The organism is Streptomyces sp. NPDC090083, from assembly GCF_044747445.1.
In the GTDB taxonomy this organism is placed as follows: Bacteria; Actinomycetota; Actinomycetes; order Streptomycetales; family Streptomycetaceae; genus Streptomyces.
The window spans coordinates 557,475-573,311 of sequence record NZ_JBIVED010000001.1; the positions used below are offsets into that span (position 1 = coordinate 557,475).

Annotated in this window: 16 protein-coding genes; 5 read left to right on the forward strand and 11 right to left on the reverse strand. The window is 72.9% G+C overall.

Translation table 11 applies throughout. The features are described from left to right. Positions 1-36: 36 nt before the first annotated feature. The 5 genes from ACIPTO_RS02290 to ACIPTO_RS02310 all read right to left on the reverse strand — a co-directional run bounded on the left by ACIPTO_RS02290 (position 37) and on the right by ACIPTO_RS02310 (position 4,461). Positions 37-624: a hypothetical protein gene (locus ACIPTO_RS02290; RefSeq protein WP_366311563.1), complete on the reverse strand. Its 588-nt coding sequence runs from the start codon at positions 622-624 to the stop codon at positions 37-39. A gap of 80 nt (positions 625-704) precedes the next feature. Next, positions 705-1,595, reverse strand: a complete 891-nt coding sequence (locus ACIPTO_RS02295; RefSeq protein ID WP_401188738.1) for a SigB/SigF/SigG family RNA polymerase sigma factor — start codon at positions 1,593-1,595, stop codon at positions 705-707. A gap of 128 nt (positions 1,596-1,723) precedes the next feature. Then, positions 1,724-1,945, reverse strand: a complete 222-nt coding sequence (locus tag ACIPTO_RS02300) for a DUF6158 family protein (RefSeq protein WP_043672337.1) — start codon at positions 1,943-1,945, stop codon at positions 1,724-1,726. Positions 1,946-2,056: 111 nt separating this feature from the next. After that, entirely contained in the window at positions 2,057-3,676 is a 1,620-nt protein-coding gene (locus ACIPTO_RS02305; RefSeq protein WP_401188741.1) for an ABC-F family ATP-binding cassette domain-containing protein, read from the reverse strand. Positions 3,677-3,789: 113 nt separating this feature from the next. Next, entirely contained in the window at positions 3,790-4,461 is a 672-nt protein-coding gene (locus tag ACIPTO_RS02310) for a histidine phosphatase family protein (protein ID WP_401188744.1), read from the reverse strand. A 155-nt stretch (positions 4,462-4,616) separates the two neighbouring features. On the opposite strand from ACIPTO_RS02310, the gene ACIPTO_RS02315 reads away from it, so the two are divergent. The 4 genes from ACIPTO_RS02315 (at position 4,617) to ACIPTO_RS02330 (ending at position 7,693) form a co-directional block, all read left to right on the forward strand. Further along, the gene (locus ACIPTO_RS02315; protein ID WP_401188747.1) at positions 4,617-6,134 is read left to right on the forward strand and encodes a bifunctional phosphatase PAP2/diacylglycerol kinase family protein; all 1,518 of its coding nucleotides are present in this window, start codon (positions 4,617-4,619) and stop codon (positions 6,132-6,134) included. Positions 6,135-6,212: 78 nt separating this feature from the next. Then, on the forward strand, positions 6,213-7,034 hold the full coding sequence (locus ACIPTO_RS02320) for a methyltransferase domain-containing protein (RefSeq protein WP_401188749.1): 822 nt from the start codon (positions 6,213-6,215) through the stop codon (positions 7,032-7,034). 43 nt (positions 7,035-7,077) lie between these two features. After that, positions 7,078-7,248, forward strand: a complete 171-nt coding sequence (locus ACIPTO_RS02325; protein ID WP_266774083.1) for a hydrophobic protein — start codon at positions 7,078-7,080, stop codon at positions 7,246-7,248. A 97-nt stretch (positions 7,249-7,345) separates the two neighbouring features. Then, positions 7,346-7,693, forward strand: a complete 348-nt coding sequence (locus ACIPTO_RS02330) for a VOC family protein (RefSeq protein WP_366311575.1) — start codon at positions 7,346-7,348, stop codon at positions 7,691-7,693. A 21-nt stretch (positions 7,694-7,714) separates the two neighbouring features. On the opposite strand, the gene ACIPTO_RS02335 is transcribed toward ACIPTO_RS02330, so the two are convergent. Beyond that, positions 7,715-9,676, reverse strand: a complete 1,962-nt coding sequence (locus ACIPTO_RS02335) for a DUF5107 domain-containing protein (RefSeq protein WP_366311577.1) — start codon at positions 9,674-9,676, stop codon at positions 7,715-7,717. 146 nt (positions 9,677-9,822) lie between these two features. On the opposite strand from ACIPTO_RS02335, the gene ACIPTO_RS02340 reads away from it, so the two are divergent. Beyond that, positions 9,823-10,170, forward strand: a complete 348-nt coding sequence (locus tag ACIPTO_RS02340; RefSeq protein ID WP_352288324.1) for a DUF6204 family protein — start codon at positions 9,823-9,825, stop codon at positions 10,168-10,170. Here ACIPTO_RS02340 and ACIPTO_RS02345 read toward each other — a convergent pair. The 5 genes from ACIPTO_RS02345 to ACIPTO_RS02365 all read right to left on the reverse strand — a co-directional run bounded on the left by ACIPTO_RS02345 (position 10,142) and on the right by ACIPTO_RS02365 (position 15,835). Continuing rightward, on the reverse strand, positions 10,142-10,693 hold the full coding sequence (locus ACIPTO_RS02345) for a GNAT family N-acetyltransferase (RefSeq protein WP_401188755.1): 552 nt from the start codon (positions 10,691-10,693) through the stop codon (positions 10,142-10,144). The genes ACIPTO_RS02340 and ACIPTO_RS02345 overlap by 29 nt on opposite strands. Before the next feature lie 20 nt (positions 10,694-10,713). Beyond that, entirely contained in the window at positions 10,714-10,956 is a 243-nt protein-coding gene (locus tag ACIPTO_RS02350) for a LapA family protein (protein WP_366311581.1), read from the reverse strand. Between the two features lie 43 nt (positions 10,957-10,999). Continuing rightward, a complete protein-coding gene (locus ACIPTO_RS02355; protein ID WP_401188758.1) occupies positions 11,000-12,793 on the reverse strand; it encodes a CocE/NonD family hydrolase in 1,794 nt (597 codons plus the stop codon). 148 nt (positions 12,794-12,941) lie between these two features. Further along, on the reverse strand, positions 12,942-13,874 hold the full coding sequence (locus tag ACIPTO_RS02360) for an LD-carboxypeptidase (protein WP_401188761.1): 933 nt from the start codon (positions 13,872-13,874) through the stop codon (positions 12,942-12,944). After that, positions 13,871-15,835 carry a prolyl oligopeptidase family serine peptidase gene (locus ACIPTO_RS02365; RefSeq protein WP_401188764.1) on the reverse strand — a complete coding sequence of 655 codons (1,965 nt, stop codon included), beginning with the start codon at positions 15,833-15,835 and terminating at the stop codon, positions 13,871-13,873. The genes ACIPTO_RS02360 and ACIPTO_RS02365 overlap by 4 nt, the downstream gene beginning before the upstream one ends. Between the last annotated feature and the right edge of the window lie 2 nt (positions 15,836-15,837).

Genomic DNA, 15,837 nt, shown 5'->3' on the forward strand with positions numbered 1-15,837 from the left:
CAGTCCCTCGTGCAGTGCCGTGTCCCGATCGCGTCCTCAGTGTCCCGGCGTCCGCCTGCGCAGCCGGTACACGGCCCCAGCACAGGCGGCCGCGATCAGTACACCACCGGCGACCAGAGCCGGAACGGAGTCGGTGAAGGCACCGCCCTCCCCGGCCCGCACCCCGCGCTGCACCGCGGCGGGCGCCTCACCGCGGCAGGACTCCCCCCGGGGTTCCTGGCACGGCGGCTGTCCGCCCCCGCGCTCGATGCTGAAGGTCGCGCTCCAGGGTCTGCCCTGTCCCCCGGGCGGCGCCGGACAGGTGCCGTCCACGGTCCACGCGGAGTCCCGCTCGACCCCGTCCGTGGAGATCCGCGCGGTGCCCCGGTAGGCGGTTCCCGCCGCCCGGTCGTCGTTGCCGGGCACGCGCTGCAGCTGGACGGTCCCGTCGTCGAACCCCTGGGAGGTGGCGTCGATGGTCTCGGCGGCGGTCCCCCCGCTCCCCTCGCAGGTGACGGACACGGTGACGCTCCCACCGGCCCGCACGGTGCTCGGGCTGACCTCGGCCCCCGGATCGGCGGCCAGGGCGGGCCCGGCGGCGCCGACAAGGCCCACGACGGCCAGGGCAAGGGCGGTGCGACGCATGAGCGGGTCTCCTTAGACCGAGGACGGCGGCACCACCATCGAAGCCCGGACCGCTCGGCACCGCGCGCGGCCGAGCCCCATTAGCGGGACGGGCGGGGCCGACCGAGTGACATCCGGGCCGGCCGGGGCGTCCGCCGAGGGTGGCGCGGAGCCGGCCGCTGGGCCGCATCCTCCAGAACCTGCTCGCGGATCCGCCGGCAGCACCGGCTGATCAACCGGGACACGTGCATCTGCGAGATCCCGAACCGCTCGGCGATCCGGCTCTGCGTCATGTCCCCGAAGAACCGCAGGTACAGGATCTCCCGGTCCCGCTCGGGCAGCGCGGCCAGCCGAGGCCTGACGGCTTCCCGGTCCACGACGACGTCCAACGCCGGATCGACGCTCCCGAGGACGTCCACCAGCGCGAACCCGTCGGAACCGCCGGAACCGCCGGTGGACACCGCGTCCAGTGACAGCGCGCTGAAACTCTCCGCCGCCTCGATCCCCAGCCGCACCTCCTCCTCGGAGAGGCAGGCGTGCCGGGCGATCTCGCTCACGGTGGGCCGCCGTCCCGGCGTCGTCCGGGCCAGCTCACCGTCGGCGACGCGCACCCGGTTCCGCAGGTCCTGCACCCGCCGAGGCACATGCAGCGTCCACAGGTGGTCGCGGAAGTGCCGCTTGATCTCCCCGGTGATCGTCGGCACCGCATAGCTCTCGAAGGCGCTGCCCCGCTCGGGGTCGTACCGGTCGACGGCCTTGACCAGCCCGAGGGCGGCGACCTGGCGGAGGTCCTCGGTGCTCTCGCCCCGGTTGCGGAAGCGGCCCGCGAGCCGGTCGGCCATGGGCAGCCAGTCCTCGACGATGCGGTCGCGGACGGTGTCGTGCCGCGGGCCGGGCGGCAGCGCGGCGAGGGTGCGGAAGGCCTCCGCGGTGTCGGGGGCGTCGCGGTGCGCGGGGCGCTTCGTGCTCGTGCGGGGGGACCGGGTGGGCATGGTGCGTCACAACTCCCTTGAGCATGCTCCGGGTTGGACGGTCACCGTCGGTGGGAACGCGGGTGCGCTCCAGCGCTGGAGGTTCGCCTGCCCCCGGCCCCGGGAGGCAAACACCCCCGGGCCGGCGCTCAGTCGCGCTCGCGCGCCCCCTGCCGGGTCCGGCCGGGGGCGACGAGGCGACGCGGATGGCGGCGCAGATACTCGCCCTCCAGTCCGGCCATACGGTCGTTGTGGGCGCGCAGCGCGTCGTTCGAGCCGTACAGCAGGGTGTCGTGGCGCGTGCGGTGGATGGTCTCCAGCTCCTTCATGAGCTGGGAATCGTCCAGGCGCGCAGGGTCGACTCCGGTCATGGTGTGCCCCGCTCGTCGAGTCTCAGGGTCCTTGCACCCACTCTACGAACATTCCGGCATTCCGGCCCCGCGGCCTCTGTACCGAGGTGGCACGCTCCCGGCACGCACGGCCTACCGCGCGCGCTCCACCCGCCGCTCGTCCCACACCGGCTCGGTCGTCTCGCGGACCCTGCCGTCGCTGCCGAAGACCAGGTACCGGTCGAAGGAGCGGGCGAACCAGCGGTCGTGCGTCACGGACAGGACCGTGCCGTCGAACGCCTCCAGCCCTTCCTGCAGCGCCTCGGCGGACTCGAGGTCGAGGTTGTCGGTCGGCTCGTCGAGCAGGAGAGCCGTCACGCCCTGGAGTTCCAGCAGCAGGATCTGGAAGCGGGCCTGCTGGCCGCCGGAGAGCCGGTCGAAGCTCTGCTCGGCCTGGCCGGTCAGCTCGTAGCGCCGCAGCCGGGACATCGCGGGGCCCTGCGCCTGCGCGTGCTCCTTCCACAGGATGTCGAGGAGGGCGCGGCCCTGGAGCTCGGGGTGGGCGTGGGTCTGCGCGAAGTGGCCGGGCACGACGCGGGCGCCGAGCTTCCACTCGCCCGTGTGCTTCACGTCCTCGCCCGCGAGCAGGCGCAGGAAGTGCGACTTGCCGGAGCCGTTCGAGCCGAGGACCGCGACGCGTTCGCCGTAGAAGACCTCCAGGTCGAAGGGCTTCATCAGGCCGGTGAGTTCGAGTCCCTTGCAGGTCACGGCCCTTACGCCGGTGCGGCCGCCCTTGATGCGCATGGTGATGTCCTGCTCGCGCGGCGGCTCCGGCGGCGGGCCCGCCTCCTCGAACTTGCGCAGCCGGGTCTGCGCGGCGGCGTAGCGGGACGCCAACTCGTGGCTGATGGAGGCGGCCTGACGGAGGTTCAGGACAAGCTTCTTCAGCTGGGCGTGCTTCTCGTCCCAGCGCCGGCGCAACTCCTCGAAGCGGGCGAAGCGTTCACGCCGGGCCTCGTGGTAGGTGGCGAAGCCGCCGCCGTGCACCCAAGCGTCCGCGCCGGTCGGCGAGGGCTCCACGGAGACGATCTTCTCGGCGGCGCGGGCGAGGAGTTCACGGTCGTGGGAGACGAACAGGACGGTCTTGCGGGTCTCCTTGAGCCGCTCCTCCAGCCACCGCTTGCCGGGCACGTCCAGGTAGTTGTCCGGCTCGTCCAGCAGCAGTACCTCTTCACCGCCGCGCAGCAGCGCCTCCAGAACGAGCCGCTTCTGCTCGCCGCCGGAGAGGGTGCTCACCTGCCGGAACTGCGCCTTGTCGTAGGGCACTCCGAGCGCGGCCATGGTGCACATGTCCCACAGCGTCTCGAACTCGTAGCCGTGCACCTCGGCCCAGTCCGACAGGGCCTGGGCGTAGGCGAGTTGGGCCGCCTCGTCGTCGACGGTCATGATGCCGTGCTCGGCGTTGTCGACCTCGGCGGCGACCTCCCGGATGCGCGGCGGCGCGACCGACACGAGCAGGTCCCGTACGGTCGTCTCGTCGCGTACGGAGCCCACGAACTGCCGCATGACGCCGAGGCCGCCGCTGACGGTGACCGTGCCGCCGTGCGGTTTCAGCTCGCCGGAGATCAGCCGCAGCAGGGTCGTCTTGCCCGCGCCGTTGGGCCCGACCAGGGCGACCAGGGAGCCTTCGCCGACCCGGAAGGACACATCGCCGAGGAGCGGCCTCCCGTCGGGGAGGTAGTACTCGAGGTGTGCGGCTTCCAGATGTCCCATGATTACGCATTCTGTGGGGCGGCCTCGCGGCCGGGCAAACGCTTATTGTGCCTGTTCCGTGCCTGGTCCGTGCCCGGTCAGGATCTCTCGCCGCGACCCGGCCCGGCGGCTCGCTACGGCTTCTGGTCCTCGTCGAGCGGCTGGCCCGCCGGGCCGCCGTCCGTGTCCGGTGCCGCCGTCTCCACCAGGGCGCCCTGCCACGACAGCGCCTTCCAGCCGTCGGCCGGGGAGCCCTCCAGGATCACGACGCCGGTGTTGTCGAGGGGGCGGGCGGCGGCGAAGTCCACGTCGACGTTGCCCGCGCGGGCGACGGTCCACATCCGGATCGCGGCACCGTGGCTGACCATGGCGACCGTGCCGGCGCCGCTGTCGGCGGCCTCCGCGACCACCGCGTCGTAGCGGGCGAGGGCCTCGGCGCCGCTCTCGCCGCCCGGCATCCGCAGGTCCGTGTCCCCGGCGGCCCACGCGAAGACGATCCGCATGTACTCGTGGCCGGGTTCCTGGTCGCCGGGGAGCATCTCCAGGTCGCCCGCGGTCAGCTCGCGGAGGCCGTCGCGGATGCGGACGTCGAGGCCGCGCGCGGCGGCCAGCGGGGCCGCGGTCTGCTGGGTGCGGGTCAGGGTGGAGGCGTAGAGGGCGTCGATGTCCTCGTCGGCGAGGGCCTCGGGGAGCGCGGCTGCCTGGCGGTGGCCGAGGTCGGTCAGCTCGGCGCCCGGTATGGCCGTGTCGAGACGGAAGGCCACGTTGGCCGTGGTCTGGCCGTGGCGGATGAGGATCAGGCGCATGCGGGGGTCCTCCGATGAAACGGTCCGCCGGGGTCGGAGCGAAACGGCCGGCCGACGGTGGAACCGGTCCGCCGACGGCCGGAGCCGAGGGGTGAAACGCCGGTGGAGTCGGTCCGCCGGGCAGCAAACAGCCATTTCAGGGTACCCGGCAGGGCATGAGCCCTGACGTCGACCTCACGGTCCCCCTGCCCGGCCGGCACGCCCTGCGCGACTGGCTGCTCTCCCTGGACAGCCGTCTCTTCGAGGCGGCGGCGGAGCGGAAGTGGCCGGCGGCCCAGCCCGTGCTGCCGCGGCTGAGCCGGAGCGCCAATCACGGCGTGCTGTGGTTCGCGACGGCCGCGGCGGTGGCCGCGAGCCGTACCCCGCGGGCCCGCCGGGCCGCCGCCCGGGGCATCGCCTCGCTGTCCCTGGCCTCCTTCGCGATCAACACGATCGGCAAGCGGAGCGTGCGCCGCTCCCGGCCCGGCCTGGACCCGGTGCCGCTGAGCAGGCAGCTGAAGCGGCAGCCGATCACCACCTCGTTCCCGTCCGGTCACGCGGCGTCGGCGGCGGCCTTCGCGACCGGTGTGGCCCTGGAGTCCCCGGCGTGGGGCGCGGTGGTGGCGCCGGTCGCGCTCTCGGTCGCCGCGTCCCGGGTCTACACCGGCGTGCACTTCCCGAGCGATGTGCTGGCGGGCGCCGCGCTGGGCGCGTGCGCGGCGTTCGCGGTGCGCGGCATGGTGCCGACGCGCGGGCAGATCGTGCCGCCGGCCCGGGCCCGCGCCGAGGTACCGGCGCTGCCGGACGGCGACGGCCTGGTCATGGTGGTCAACTCGGCGTCGGGCACCTCGGACCGGGCGGACGCGCTGACGGACTTCCTGCCGGGCGCGGAGGTCGTCACCTGTGAACCGGCGGACATACACGTCGAGTTGGAGAAGGCGGCGGCCCGCGCCCGGGTGCTCGGGGTGTGCGGCGGCGACGGCACGGTGAACGCGGGCGCGGCGGTCGCCCTGCGCCACGGCCTGCCGCTCGCGGTCCTCCCGGGCGGCACCCTCAACCACTTCGCGTACGACCTCGGGGTGGAGGGTCCGCGGGATCTGGGCAGGGCGATCAGGCAGGGCGACGCCGTCCGTGTGGACGTCGGCCGGTTCAGGTCCGGCGCCACCCGGGGCATCTTCCTCAACACCCTGAGCCTGGGCGTCTATCCGGAGCTGGTGCGGGAGCGGGAGCGCTGGGCGCCGCGGATCGGCGGCTGGCCCGCGGGAGTGCTGGCGGCGCTGCGCGTGCTGCGCGCGGACCGGCATCCGATGGAGGCCGAAGTGGGCGGCCGGACCCGGCCGTTGTGGCTGCTGTTCGCCGGGAACGGCACCTATCACCGGATGGGGATCGCCTCGGGCCGTCGCGTCGACCTGGCGGACGGGCGTCTCGACATCCGGATCGTGCACGGCGGTCGCCGGCCCGCGCTACGGCTGCTCGCGGCGGCGGTCGCCGGTCCGTTCACCCGCTCCCCCGCCCACGCGGCGGCCCAGGTGCACCGGCTGCGCCTGAGCGGTCTGAACCCCGGCACGCTGCTGGCCTTCGACGGTGAAGTCACGGACGTGGAAGGTGACTTGACCTTGGAGGAGCAGCCCGAGGCGCTGACGGTGTACCGCCCGCTCACCGAGTCCCTGATCACCCGTCAGTCCACATCGTAAAACACGGGTCTCATCATTCGGCATGCGCGCGTACCTTCGGAGAGTCGAAGAAGCCGCCGCGAAGGGGTAGGTAGAGCCATGCCGAAGCCGCAGGAGACCGCCGTCTACACGCACGGGCACCACGAGTCCGTGCTGCGCTCGCACACCCGGAGGACCGCCGCCAACTCCGCGGCCTACCTGCTCGGTTCGCTCAAGCCGCACATGCGGATCCTGGACATCGGCTGCGGCCCCGGCACCATCACCGCGGACCTGGCCGCACTGGTCCCGGACGGCCGGGTCACCGGGGTCGACCACGCGCCGGGCATCCTGGACCAGGCCCGGGCGACGGCGGCCCGGCGAGGCCTGGACAACGTGGACTTCGCGGTCGCCGACGTCCACGCGCTGGACTATCCGGACGACACGTTCTGCGTGGTCCACGCCCATCAGGTGCTCCAGCACGTGGGCGACCCGGTGCAGGCGCTGAAGGAGATGAAGCGGGTCACCAAGCCCGGCGGCTTCATCGCCGCCCGCGACGCGGACTACGCGGCGATGACCTGGTACCCGGAGGTGCCGGGGCTGGACGGCTGGCTCGACCTGTACCGCCGGGTGGCCCGGGCCAACGGCGGTGAGCCGGACGCGGGACGCCGTCTCAAGGCGTGGGCACAGCGGGCGGGGCTGACGGACGTCACGGCCACGTCGAGCACCTGGACGTTCCACACTCCGGACGAGCGGGCCTGGTGGAGCGGCCTGTGGGCGGACCGTACCGTCGCCTCCTCGTACGCCGGGATCGCCACCGAGGGCGGCCACACGACCACCGGGGAGCTGGCGGCCGTGGCGGAGGCGTGGCGGGAGTGGGGGAAGCGGGACGACGGGTGGTTCGCCGTGCTGCACGGGGAGATCCTGGCTCGCAAGGGCGTCTGAGCCGCGGGGTCGGGGGCACTCGGGCGTCAGGAGGTGACACACCATGGTTCCGATCCTGATCGTCCTGCTGCTGGCACTGGTCCTGTTCGGTGCCGGATTCGCCGTGAAGATCCTCTGGTGGGTGGCGCTGGTCGTCCTCGCCGTCTGGCTGCTGGGCTTCCTGGTGCGCGGCACCTCGGCAGGCGGCGGCAGGGGCCGCTGGTACCGCTGGTAGTGCCTCCTGCCCGGGCGGCCCGGACACGTGCCGAACGCGCACCGGGATCGCCCGAAAGGATCACCACTGCGCGCTCTCCCCAACTAGGCTCGTCCGTATGGAGATTCTGGGAGCCACGCTGCGTATCTGCGTCGACGACCTGGAGACCGCCGTCCCCTTCTACGAACGGCTCGCGGGTGGCACCGCGCTCCGCTTCGAGCGCGGTGGGGTGTCGGTCGCCGCGGTCGGCTGTTTCCTGCTGATGAGCGGGCCGCCCGCGGAGCTGGAGGTGTTGCGCAAGGTCGCGGCCACCATCGCCGTCAAGGACGTCGACGAGACCCAGGCGGTCCTGACCGAGCTGGGCGCCCACATCGTCGCGGGCCCCATCGCCTCACCCGCGGGCCGCAACCTCATCGCGATGCATCCGGACGGGACGGTCTACGAGTACGTGGACCGGCGCGGCTGACCGGCCGGCCCACGGGTCGCCTCAGGGCGTGTCCGGCCGCATCCTGAAGTCGTAGCGGGCCGGCAGTGGTTCGTCGGTGAGCCGGGACCACAGCCGGCCGATCGACTCGGCGCCCTCGCGCAGGTCGGCGACCTCGAAGCCCTCGTCGAAGACGGCCCACGCGTCGTCGCGCCGCCCCTCCGCGAGCAGCAACTCCGCCTGGAGCAGCAGGAATCGGCCGCGTTCACGGGTGCCGGGGTGCAGCATCTCCCACACGGCGCGCGCGTCCGCCGTGCGCCGCACCCGCAGCAGCGCCTCGACGGCCTCGCGTCCGAGGGCGGCCGTCGCTGCGGTCCACCGCTCCCCCGCGTCGCGCCGCTCGTGACAGAGGTCGGCGAAGGCCTCGTGGTACCGGTCGGCGGCCCGCTCGTGGTGGCCCGCCTCCTGGTCCGCCACGGCGAGACAGCGCAGCAACGGCCAGAGGGACGGGGCGAGTTCGAGGGCCCGCTCCCAACTCCGCACGGCCTGCGCCCGGTCGCCCGCGTGCCACTGCGCGATGCCGAGGTGGTACTCGGTGAGCGGGGTCGCCGGCGCGGTCTCCAGCATGTCCCGCCAGTGCGGGGCGACCAGGGTCTCGCCGGGCGGCCGGACCCGGCGCGGCTCGGGCAGCACCCCGCTGCGCAGCAGCTCCGCCCAGGGCGCCTGGTCCTCGCCGAGCGTGGACTCGTCGAAGGGCGTGCCGGGCAACTTCCAGTCGGCGCGCAGGACTTCGAGGGCGCCCCAGCCGGAGCCGGTGGCGAGGAGCGGGCCGGGCTCGGTGTCGGCGTACGGCTTCCACGCGGCGTAGGCGGCGTCGACGTCGGCGCGCGGCAGTACGGCTTCGAGCCGCGCCTCGGCGCCGGCCACGACGGCGGACCACTCCCCGTCGGCCCCGGCGTCGAGCGGCCCGTACGCCTCCAGCCAGGACACCTCGCTCTCCGGTGGGAGCCGGACGTGCTCCAGTTGGGTGCGCGCCAGGCCGGCCTGGATCTCGCAGTAGCCGCCGGTGCCCGGTTCGGTGAGCCATTCCTGCCAGCGCCGGCCGCCGCTGCCGGTACCCCACACGAACAGCTTCCGCCCGCGCAGCACATCGGTGGACGTCTGCACCAGCCCGTGCCCGTCCGCGTCGAGCGCGGCGATCCACCGCCGCCGCCCGTCCTCGACCTCGTAGAAGTAGTCGGCGGCGTAAGGGCTGTTGAGGGGATAGGTCCGGTCCACTCCGTCGTACGAAGGGACGGGCACGCGGCGCAGCCACCGCTCGTAGCCGAAGTGCCAGGCCTCCGACGCCGGCGCGAGGACCCGGCGTTCCTCCGGTACGGCGATGTTGGACCACCAGTAGGCGGGCGCGGGCCGCTCGTGCGGGTTGCGGACGCGGACGCCGACGTGGAGGAAGTCGGAGCCGTCCGGGAGCCAGAGGTCGACCTGGAAGGGGAGGTCGCGCAGGCGTTCCCACTCCCACAGGCGGAGCATCTCGCCGCCGTCGGGGGCGGGGACGCGGGCCGCGTGGACGGGGGCGCAGGAGAGGGTGGTGTGGCCGGTGGCGCCGATGTTCCACTCGATGCCGCCGGAGAACCAGGCTCCGTTGAGGGCGAAGTTCGCGGGCTGCAACACCGGGTTGCGGTAGAGGAGTTCGCGGTCCGTGGGCTTGTGGACGAGGGAGGCGACGCGGCCGCCGAGGGCGGGGAGCACGGTGGCGCGCAGCCGGTCGTTCTCGATCACGAGGGCGTCGAGGCGGCGGGGCGCGCGGTCTCTGTCGTAGCCGTCCCGGACGCGGGTGGGCAGCAGGCTGCGGAGCGGTTCGTAGCCGACCTGGCGGGCCATGTCCCGGGGCAGCTCCTCGCGGTCCCGGTGGTCCATGCGGTGCACCTCGTCGAGCGGACGCAGTGGGGGAAGCGGGTTGTCCGGGCCCAACTCCGCGGCGGGCAGCGTCAGTACCTCACGTCGGATCGTCGTCACGATCACCATGGAACCCGGCAACCGGTGCGGTGGCCAGGGGCGTCGCCGGTCAGGATTCCGCAAAGACGGGGGCGCCCGGAAATTCCCGGTGCGGTTCGTCCCGGTCGACGTAGAGTCGGCCCGTCGACGACATGGACCGAGGAGTGGAACGGCGGATGGGCGAGCAGCACACGTACCGGGTGATCGTCCGGGGTACCTGGGACGCGCTGACGGACGAGGCGCGGGAACGGCTGCTCGGCGAGGCCGCCGAGCACGGAATGCTGAGCATGCGCTTCACCGAGGAGGGCTCGCTCAGTTACGAGCCGTCACCGCTCAAGCACTTCTCGTGGCGGTACGTGGTGGTCTCGGACGCGGCGGACGGCGACGAGATGGCTGCGGCGCTCGCGGAGGACCGCGCCGAGACCGCGCTGAAGGGCCTCGGCTACGGCTTCCGCGACCTCAGGTCGACGGTCACGGACCTGGACACGATGAAGGTCAACCGGAAGTCCGCATCTCGGCGGTGATCGCCCAGCGCTCGTGGTCCCGCCACGCGCCGTCGATGTAGATCATGGCCGGTGAGAAGCCTTCGAGGCGGAAGCCGCAGCTGCGCGCGAGGGCGATCGACGGGAGGTTGGTGGGCTGCACGTTGATCTCCAGGCGGTGCAGCCGCATCGGCCCGAAGGCGTGGCCCACCACGAGGTCCATGCCCTCGCGCATCAGGCCGCGGCCGGCCGCGTGCGCGAAGGCGCCGTAGCCCAGGGCACCGCACTGGAAGCCGCCCTCGACGATGTTGTTGATGTTGATGAACCCGGCGATGCCGCCGCCGTCCAGCTCGCACACGAGGAACCCGGCCTTGGTCGGATCCTGGATCAGCCGCCGCGCGTAGGCGGTGTACGCGTCCGCGCTCGCCGGCGGGAACAGCCAGGGCTGGTGCAGGTCCTTGCTCTCCCTGGCCCGCTCGGTGAACTCGGCTCCGTCGTCGTACGTGAAGTGACGGATGCCCACGCGGGGGCTCTCGGCGAGGTAGCGGGATGCGGTGTGCGGCATCCCGTCACCTTAGTTCCGGCCTAACGGCGCCGTCGCACGAAATACCACCCGCACAGGGCGCCGATGACGGCCGTGGCCAGCAGGGCCGTCCACAGCGGCATGGTGACCTCGGGGATCAGCAGGCGGATCCTGGTGGCGCGGGTGTTCTCGAAGATGAAGATCAGGGCCAGGACGGCGAGCAGCAGCACCGTGATCCGGGCGGGTGTCAGCACACGTTCCCGCCGGCCGGTCCTGCCGTCGCTCTCGGTGGTCTTCGGGCTCATGTCTCCAGGGTGAGCCCGAATCGGCCATCACGCACGGTGAGACTCAGCCCGTGACGACCGGCAGCTCCAGCACCCCGGTGTCCTGGGGCGAGCCGGCCACGGTGACCGGCTTGATCCCCCGGTTCCCGGTGTACGCGTCGTCGCTCGCCGCGATCACGAACCGCAGCCGGTGCCCCTTGCCGTACCGGTGCACGATCCCGGGCAGGGTCACCGTGAAGCTCTTCGTGACGTCCGGCACGCGGACAGGAGCGACCAGCCGGTGGACAAGGGTCTGGGTGCCGTCGGGGGCGACGTCGTACAGCTTGGCGAAGAGGACCAGGTTGTCGGCGGCGTCGCCGGAGTTCTGTGCGCGCCGGGCCTTCGGGGAGTCGACCTCGATCGTCGCCCTCGGGGCGCCGACGACGTCCGTGGTGCGGGTCAGGGGTGCGGTGGTCCAGTCGGCGAAGGTGCCCGCCGTGTCGTACGGTCCCGGGTCCGGCAGGCCGATCGCGGTGCTCAGCGGACTCTCCGAATGGCTCGTGGGGACGAGCCGGTCGGTATAGCCGCGGCTGCCGGTCGTCACCTTCCTGCGGTCGTCGACGAGCCTGCCGTCGCCGGAGAGGTAGAACTTCCGGCTGAGCGCGGGGAGTCGGTTCGTGGTGGCGTAGGTGTCGGCGGGGCGGCTGATCCAGTCGCGGTAGTAGGCGAAGGCCGGTCCCGTGTCGGTGCCCGTCCGCCCGAGCAGATAGCGGCCGAACCAGGACAGGATGCGCCGGCCGACATAGCTCGACTCCAAGGCGCCCTTGTTCAGGTCGAGTTCACCGGCCGCCGGGTGGGTCGTCCCGCCGCTGTGTCCCCAGGACTGCCAGATCATTTTGGCGGTCGTGCCCTGCGCGGTCAGTGTCCGGTACGTCGCCGTCGCCTCGTTGAGGTTGAACAGGGTGTCGGCCTGTCCCTGGACGAGGAGGGTCGGCGCCTTGACCCGCTTCAGATACGACACCGGCGAGACGCCGCGCGCGTACGCGAGCAGGTCCGCCGTCGCCGCGGGCGGATAGCTCCCGGAGTTGAGGGTGCGGATCATGGCGCAGGCCCTGCTGACGAAGTGCACGCAGGACAGGGAGTTGATCCGGGTCGGGTCGAGGCCGGGCGCGGTCAGGGGCTGGGTCTCGCCGACGAGGTAGAAGGCGTTGGTCCACTGCCGTTTGAAGACGCCGGGCATGTCCCGACTCCCGTGGCCCACGGCGTTGTTGGGGTCGAGGGAGTACGTCAGGTCGTTCCAGGTGATCATGGGCACGAGCGCGTCCACCCGGTGGTCCACGGCGGCCGTCGCGAGCTGGATCGCGCCGCCGTACGAGCCGCCGATCATCCCGACGCGCGGGTCGCCCTTCGCGTCGAGCGTCACGAAGTCGGCCCGGGTGCCGTCGTCGGCGGCCCGGGTCCCGGCCAGGAAGTCGATGAGCCCGGACGCGGCCCGGCCGTCGATGCCCGGGTCGTCGAGCGAGACGAGGCATCCTGACGCGCCGAAGCCGAGACCCGAGTAGACGAGTCCGACATAGCCGCGCTGCGCGAAGGCCTTGCCGATGGAGTCGGTGGAGCCGTCCGCCTTGCTGCCGCCGAAGCCGTTGGTGGCCATGACCGCGGGTGCCGGGTGGGCGTGGTCGACGCCCGCGGGCCGGTACAGATCGGCGTCGACCGTGCAGTCACGGCCGCCCGCGGGCACGGTGAACTTCAGCGCGGTGACCGTGTACCGGCCGGTGGCGGACGCTGGTGCGCCGAGGGCGAGGGGGGCGGCGAGGGCGAGCGGGGCGGTGAGAGCGAGAGCCAGCGCGGCGCGGATTCCGGGCACACGACGGGGCACAGGGACCTCCACACTGAGGACAACCCGACAGGGGGAAAGGTGACTTACCAGCCGGTAAGTACCGTTTCGTACCCATGGTGTGACACGTGTCAGGCCAGGTCAATCACCGTCAGTGGTGTTTCCTGACAGGAGATCGACGAGCGGACGGCTAGCGCAGCGCGGGCTCGTCCAGCGTCAACGTGCCCGCGTCCGCGTCGAGTTCGGCGCTCACGCCGAGCGGTATCGTCAGCGCCCCGTCGCAGTGCCCGAACCCGAACTCCTCCAGCACGGGGACGCCGAGTCCGCCGAGCCGGTCGACGAGCACCGGGCGCAGCTGCTCGTACGGTCCGCAGCGGTCCCACGATCCGAGGACGATGCCCGCGACGCCGTCGAGCCAGCCGCTGCGCAGGAGTTGGGTCAGCATCCGGTCGACACGGAACGTCTGCTCACCGACGTCCTCGATCATCAGCAGCCCGCCCCGCGCACCGGCCGACGCGTGCGGGGTGCCGAGGTCGGCGGCGAGCAGGGCCAGGCATCCGCCGAGCGTGACACCGCGGGCCCGACCGGGCACGAGCGCGCCGCCTCCGGTGGGGACGGCGCGGATGGTCCGCACGGACTCCGGGTCGAAGAGGGTCGCCCTCAAGTGCTCCTGCGCGCGGGCGTTCTTGGTGAAGTCGGCGCCCGCGGCGACGGGCCCGTACAGCGTGACCAGTCCCAGCCGGGTGGCGAACGCCTGCTGCAGCACGGTGGGGTCGCTGAAGCCGACGAACACCTTCGGCCCGGCGGCGCGCATCGCCTCCCAGTCGAGGAGATCGACCATGCGCTGGGCGCCGTAGCCGCCGCGGGCGCACAGCACGGCGGAGACGGTCGGGTCGCACCAGGCGTTCTGGAGATCGGCCGCGCGGTCGGTGTCCGCGCCCGCGAGGTAGCCCAACTCGTGCTGCCGGTCCAGCACATGCGGTGCCACCACCGGGTCGAGGTCCCAGCCGCGCAGGATGTCGAGGCCCGCCTCCAGCCGCTCCTCGGAGACCGGACCGCTGGGTGCGACGACGGCCACGCGGGCGCCGGGGGCGAGTCGGAACGGGCGGACGAGCGCGGTCACTTGGTGAGCTCCAGGGTGGGGACGCCGGGCGGGTCGATGCCGAAGACCTGGGCGTAGAGGGAGAGTTCGGCCTCCAGGGCGCGGATCATGGTGTCGGCGCGGCGGAAGCCGTGGCCCTCGCCCTCGAACGCGAGGTAGGCGTGCGGGACATGGCGTCCCCGCATCCGCTCCAGGAACCGTTCGCACTGCACGGGCGGGCAGATCACGTCGGCCAGGCCCTGCATCAGCAGGAACGGCGCGGTGACCCGGTCGGCGTGCTCCACGGGTGAGCGCTCGACATAGCGGGCGGGCACCTCGGCGAGGGGGCCGACCAGGCTCTCCAGGTACCGGGACTCGAAGTCGTGGGTCTCCCCCGTGGCCCAGTTGGCCAGGTCGAGGACGGGATAGATGATGGTGCCGCAGGCGTAGACATCGGTGGTGACGAGGGACGCGGCGCTGGTCCAGCCGCCCGCGCTGCCGCCCCGGATCGCGAGCCGGGCGCGGTCGGCGGTGCCCTCGTCGGCCAGGGCCTGCGCGACGGCGGCGCAGTCCTCGACGTCGACGACGCCCCACTGCTCGCGCAGCCGGTTGCGGTACTCGCGGCCGTAGCCGGTCGAGCCGCCGTAGTTGACCTCGGCGACTCCGATGCCGCGGGAGGTGAAGTAGGCGACCTCCAGGTCGAGGACGAGCGGGGACCGGCTGGTGGGTCCGCCGTGCGCCCAGACCACGTACGGCGGCAGTTCGTCGCCGGGTGCGGCCCAACTCGGGTTGTGCGGCGGGTAGATGTGGGCGTGGATGTCCCGTCCGGCGGGTCCGGTGAAGGTGCGGATCTGCGGTTCGGGGTAGTACGCGGGGTCCACCGGGTCGTCGTGGGCGGCGCCGATCACCCGGGCCCTGCCGGTGCGGGTGTCGAGTTCGACGACCTCCTGGGCGCTGCGCGGGCTGGCCCCGACGCCGACGATGCGCTCGCCGTTCACCGCGAGGGTGGACGTGAACTCGGTCCAGGGTCCGGCCGCGTCGACGACCTCGCCGGTCTCCGGGTCCAGTACGCCGAGCGCGGCGGCGCCCCGGCCGTGCACGACGGCGATCAGTCCGCCCTCCAGGGGTGCGAACCAGCGCTGGCCGAGCTTCCACAGCGGGCCGCCGAACTCCTCCTCGCGGGCGCAGAGCGGCTGGTGGTCCCGGTAGAGGTTCCACCAGCCGGTGCGGTCGGCGGCGTAGAGCAGCGAGCCGTCGAAGGCCCAGTCGACCTGGGCGATCGACTCCTCGGGGCCGCCGGCGACGGTCCGGGCCGCCCCGAACGTGCCGTCATCGGCGATCTCGGCGAGCAGCAGCTCGGTGCCGTCCCACGGCATCCGGGGATGCTCCCAGGCGAGCCAGGCCGCCTGCCGCCCGTCGGGCGAGACACGCGGTCCGGACACGAACCGGTGCCGGTCGTCGGTGAGTTCGCGTACGGCCCGCCGGTCCTCGGCGGCGGATCCGTCCAGCGGTACGGCGGCCAGCACGCGCCGCACGTCGCCCGGTGCCTCGCCGGTGAACTCCTCCAGCACGCACCACACTTCACCCCGGTCCCGGCGCATCTGCGGTTCCGCCCAGCGGAGTCCGCCGCCCACCCGGGACACGGGCGTGAGCGGGCGCGGTTCGTTCCCGGGGTCGAGGAGGTACAGGCGCTGGTCGGCGAAGTTCACGAAGACCACGAGGGGGCGGCCGTCCTGGACCACGCCGGCCCAGGGCTGTCCGCCGTACTCGATGACCCGGCTGCGGACGTTCCACGGCGCGGGCAGGACCGACTCCTCGGAGCCGTCCGCGTGGCGGCGCACCAGGGTGCGTCGGCCGCCCTCGGTGGGCCGTGGTGCGGTCCACCAGACCTCGTCGCCGACGAAGCCGACGTACTCGGGGTGTCCGTCGTGCGCGGCGGCGAGGGCCGCGTCGATAGGCGAGGGCCATGAACCGTAGGCCAAGGTCTGCACGTTCTCCCCCACTT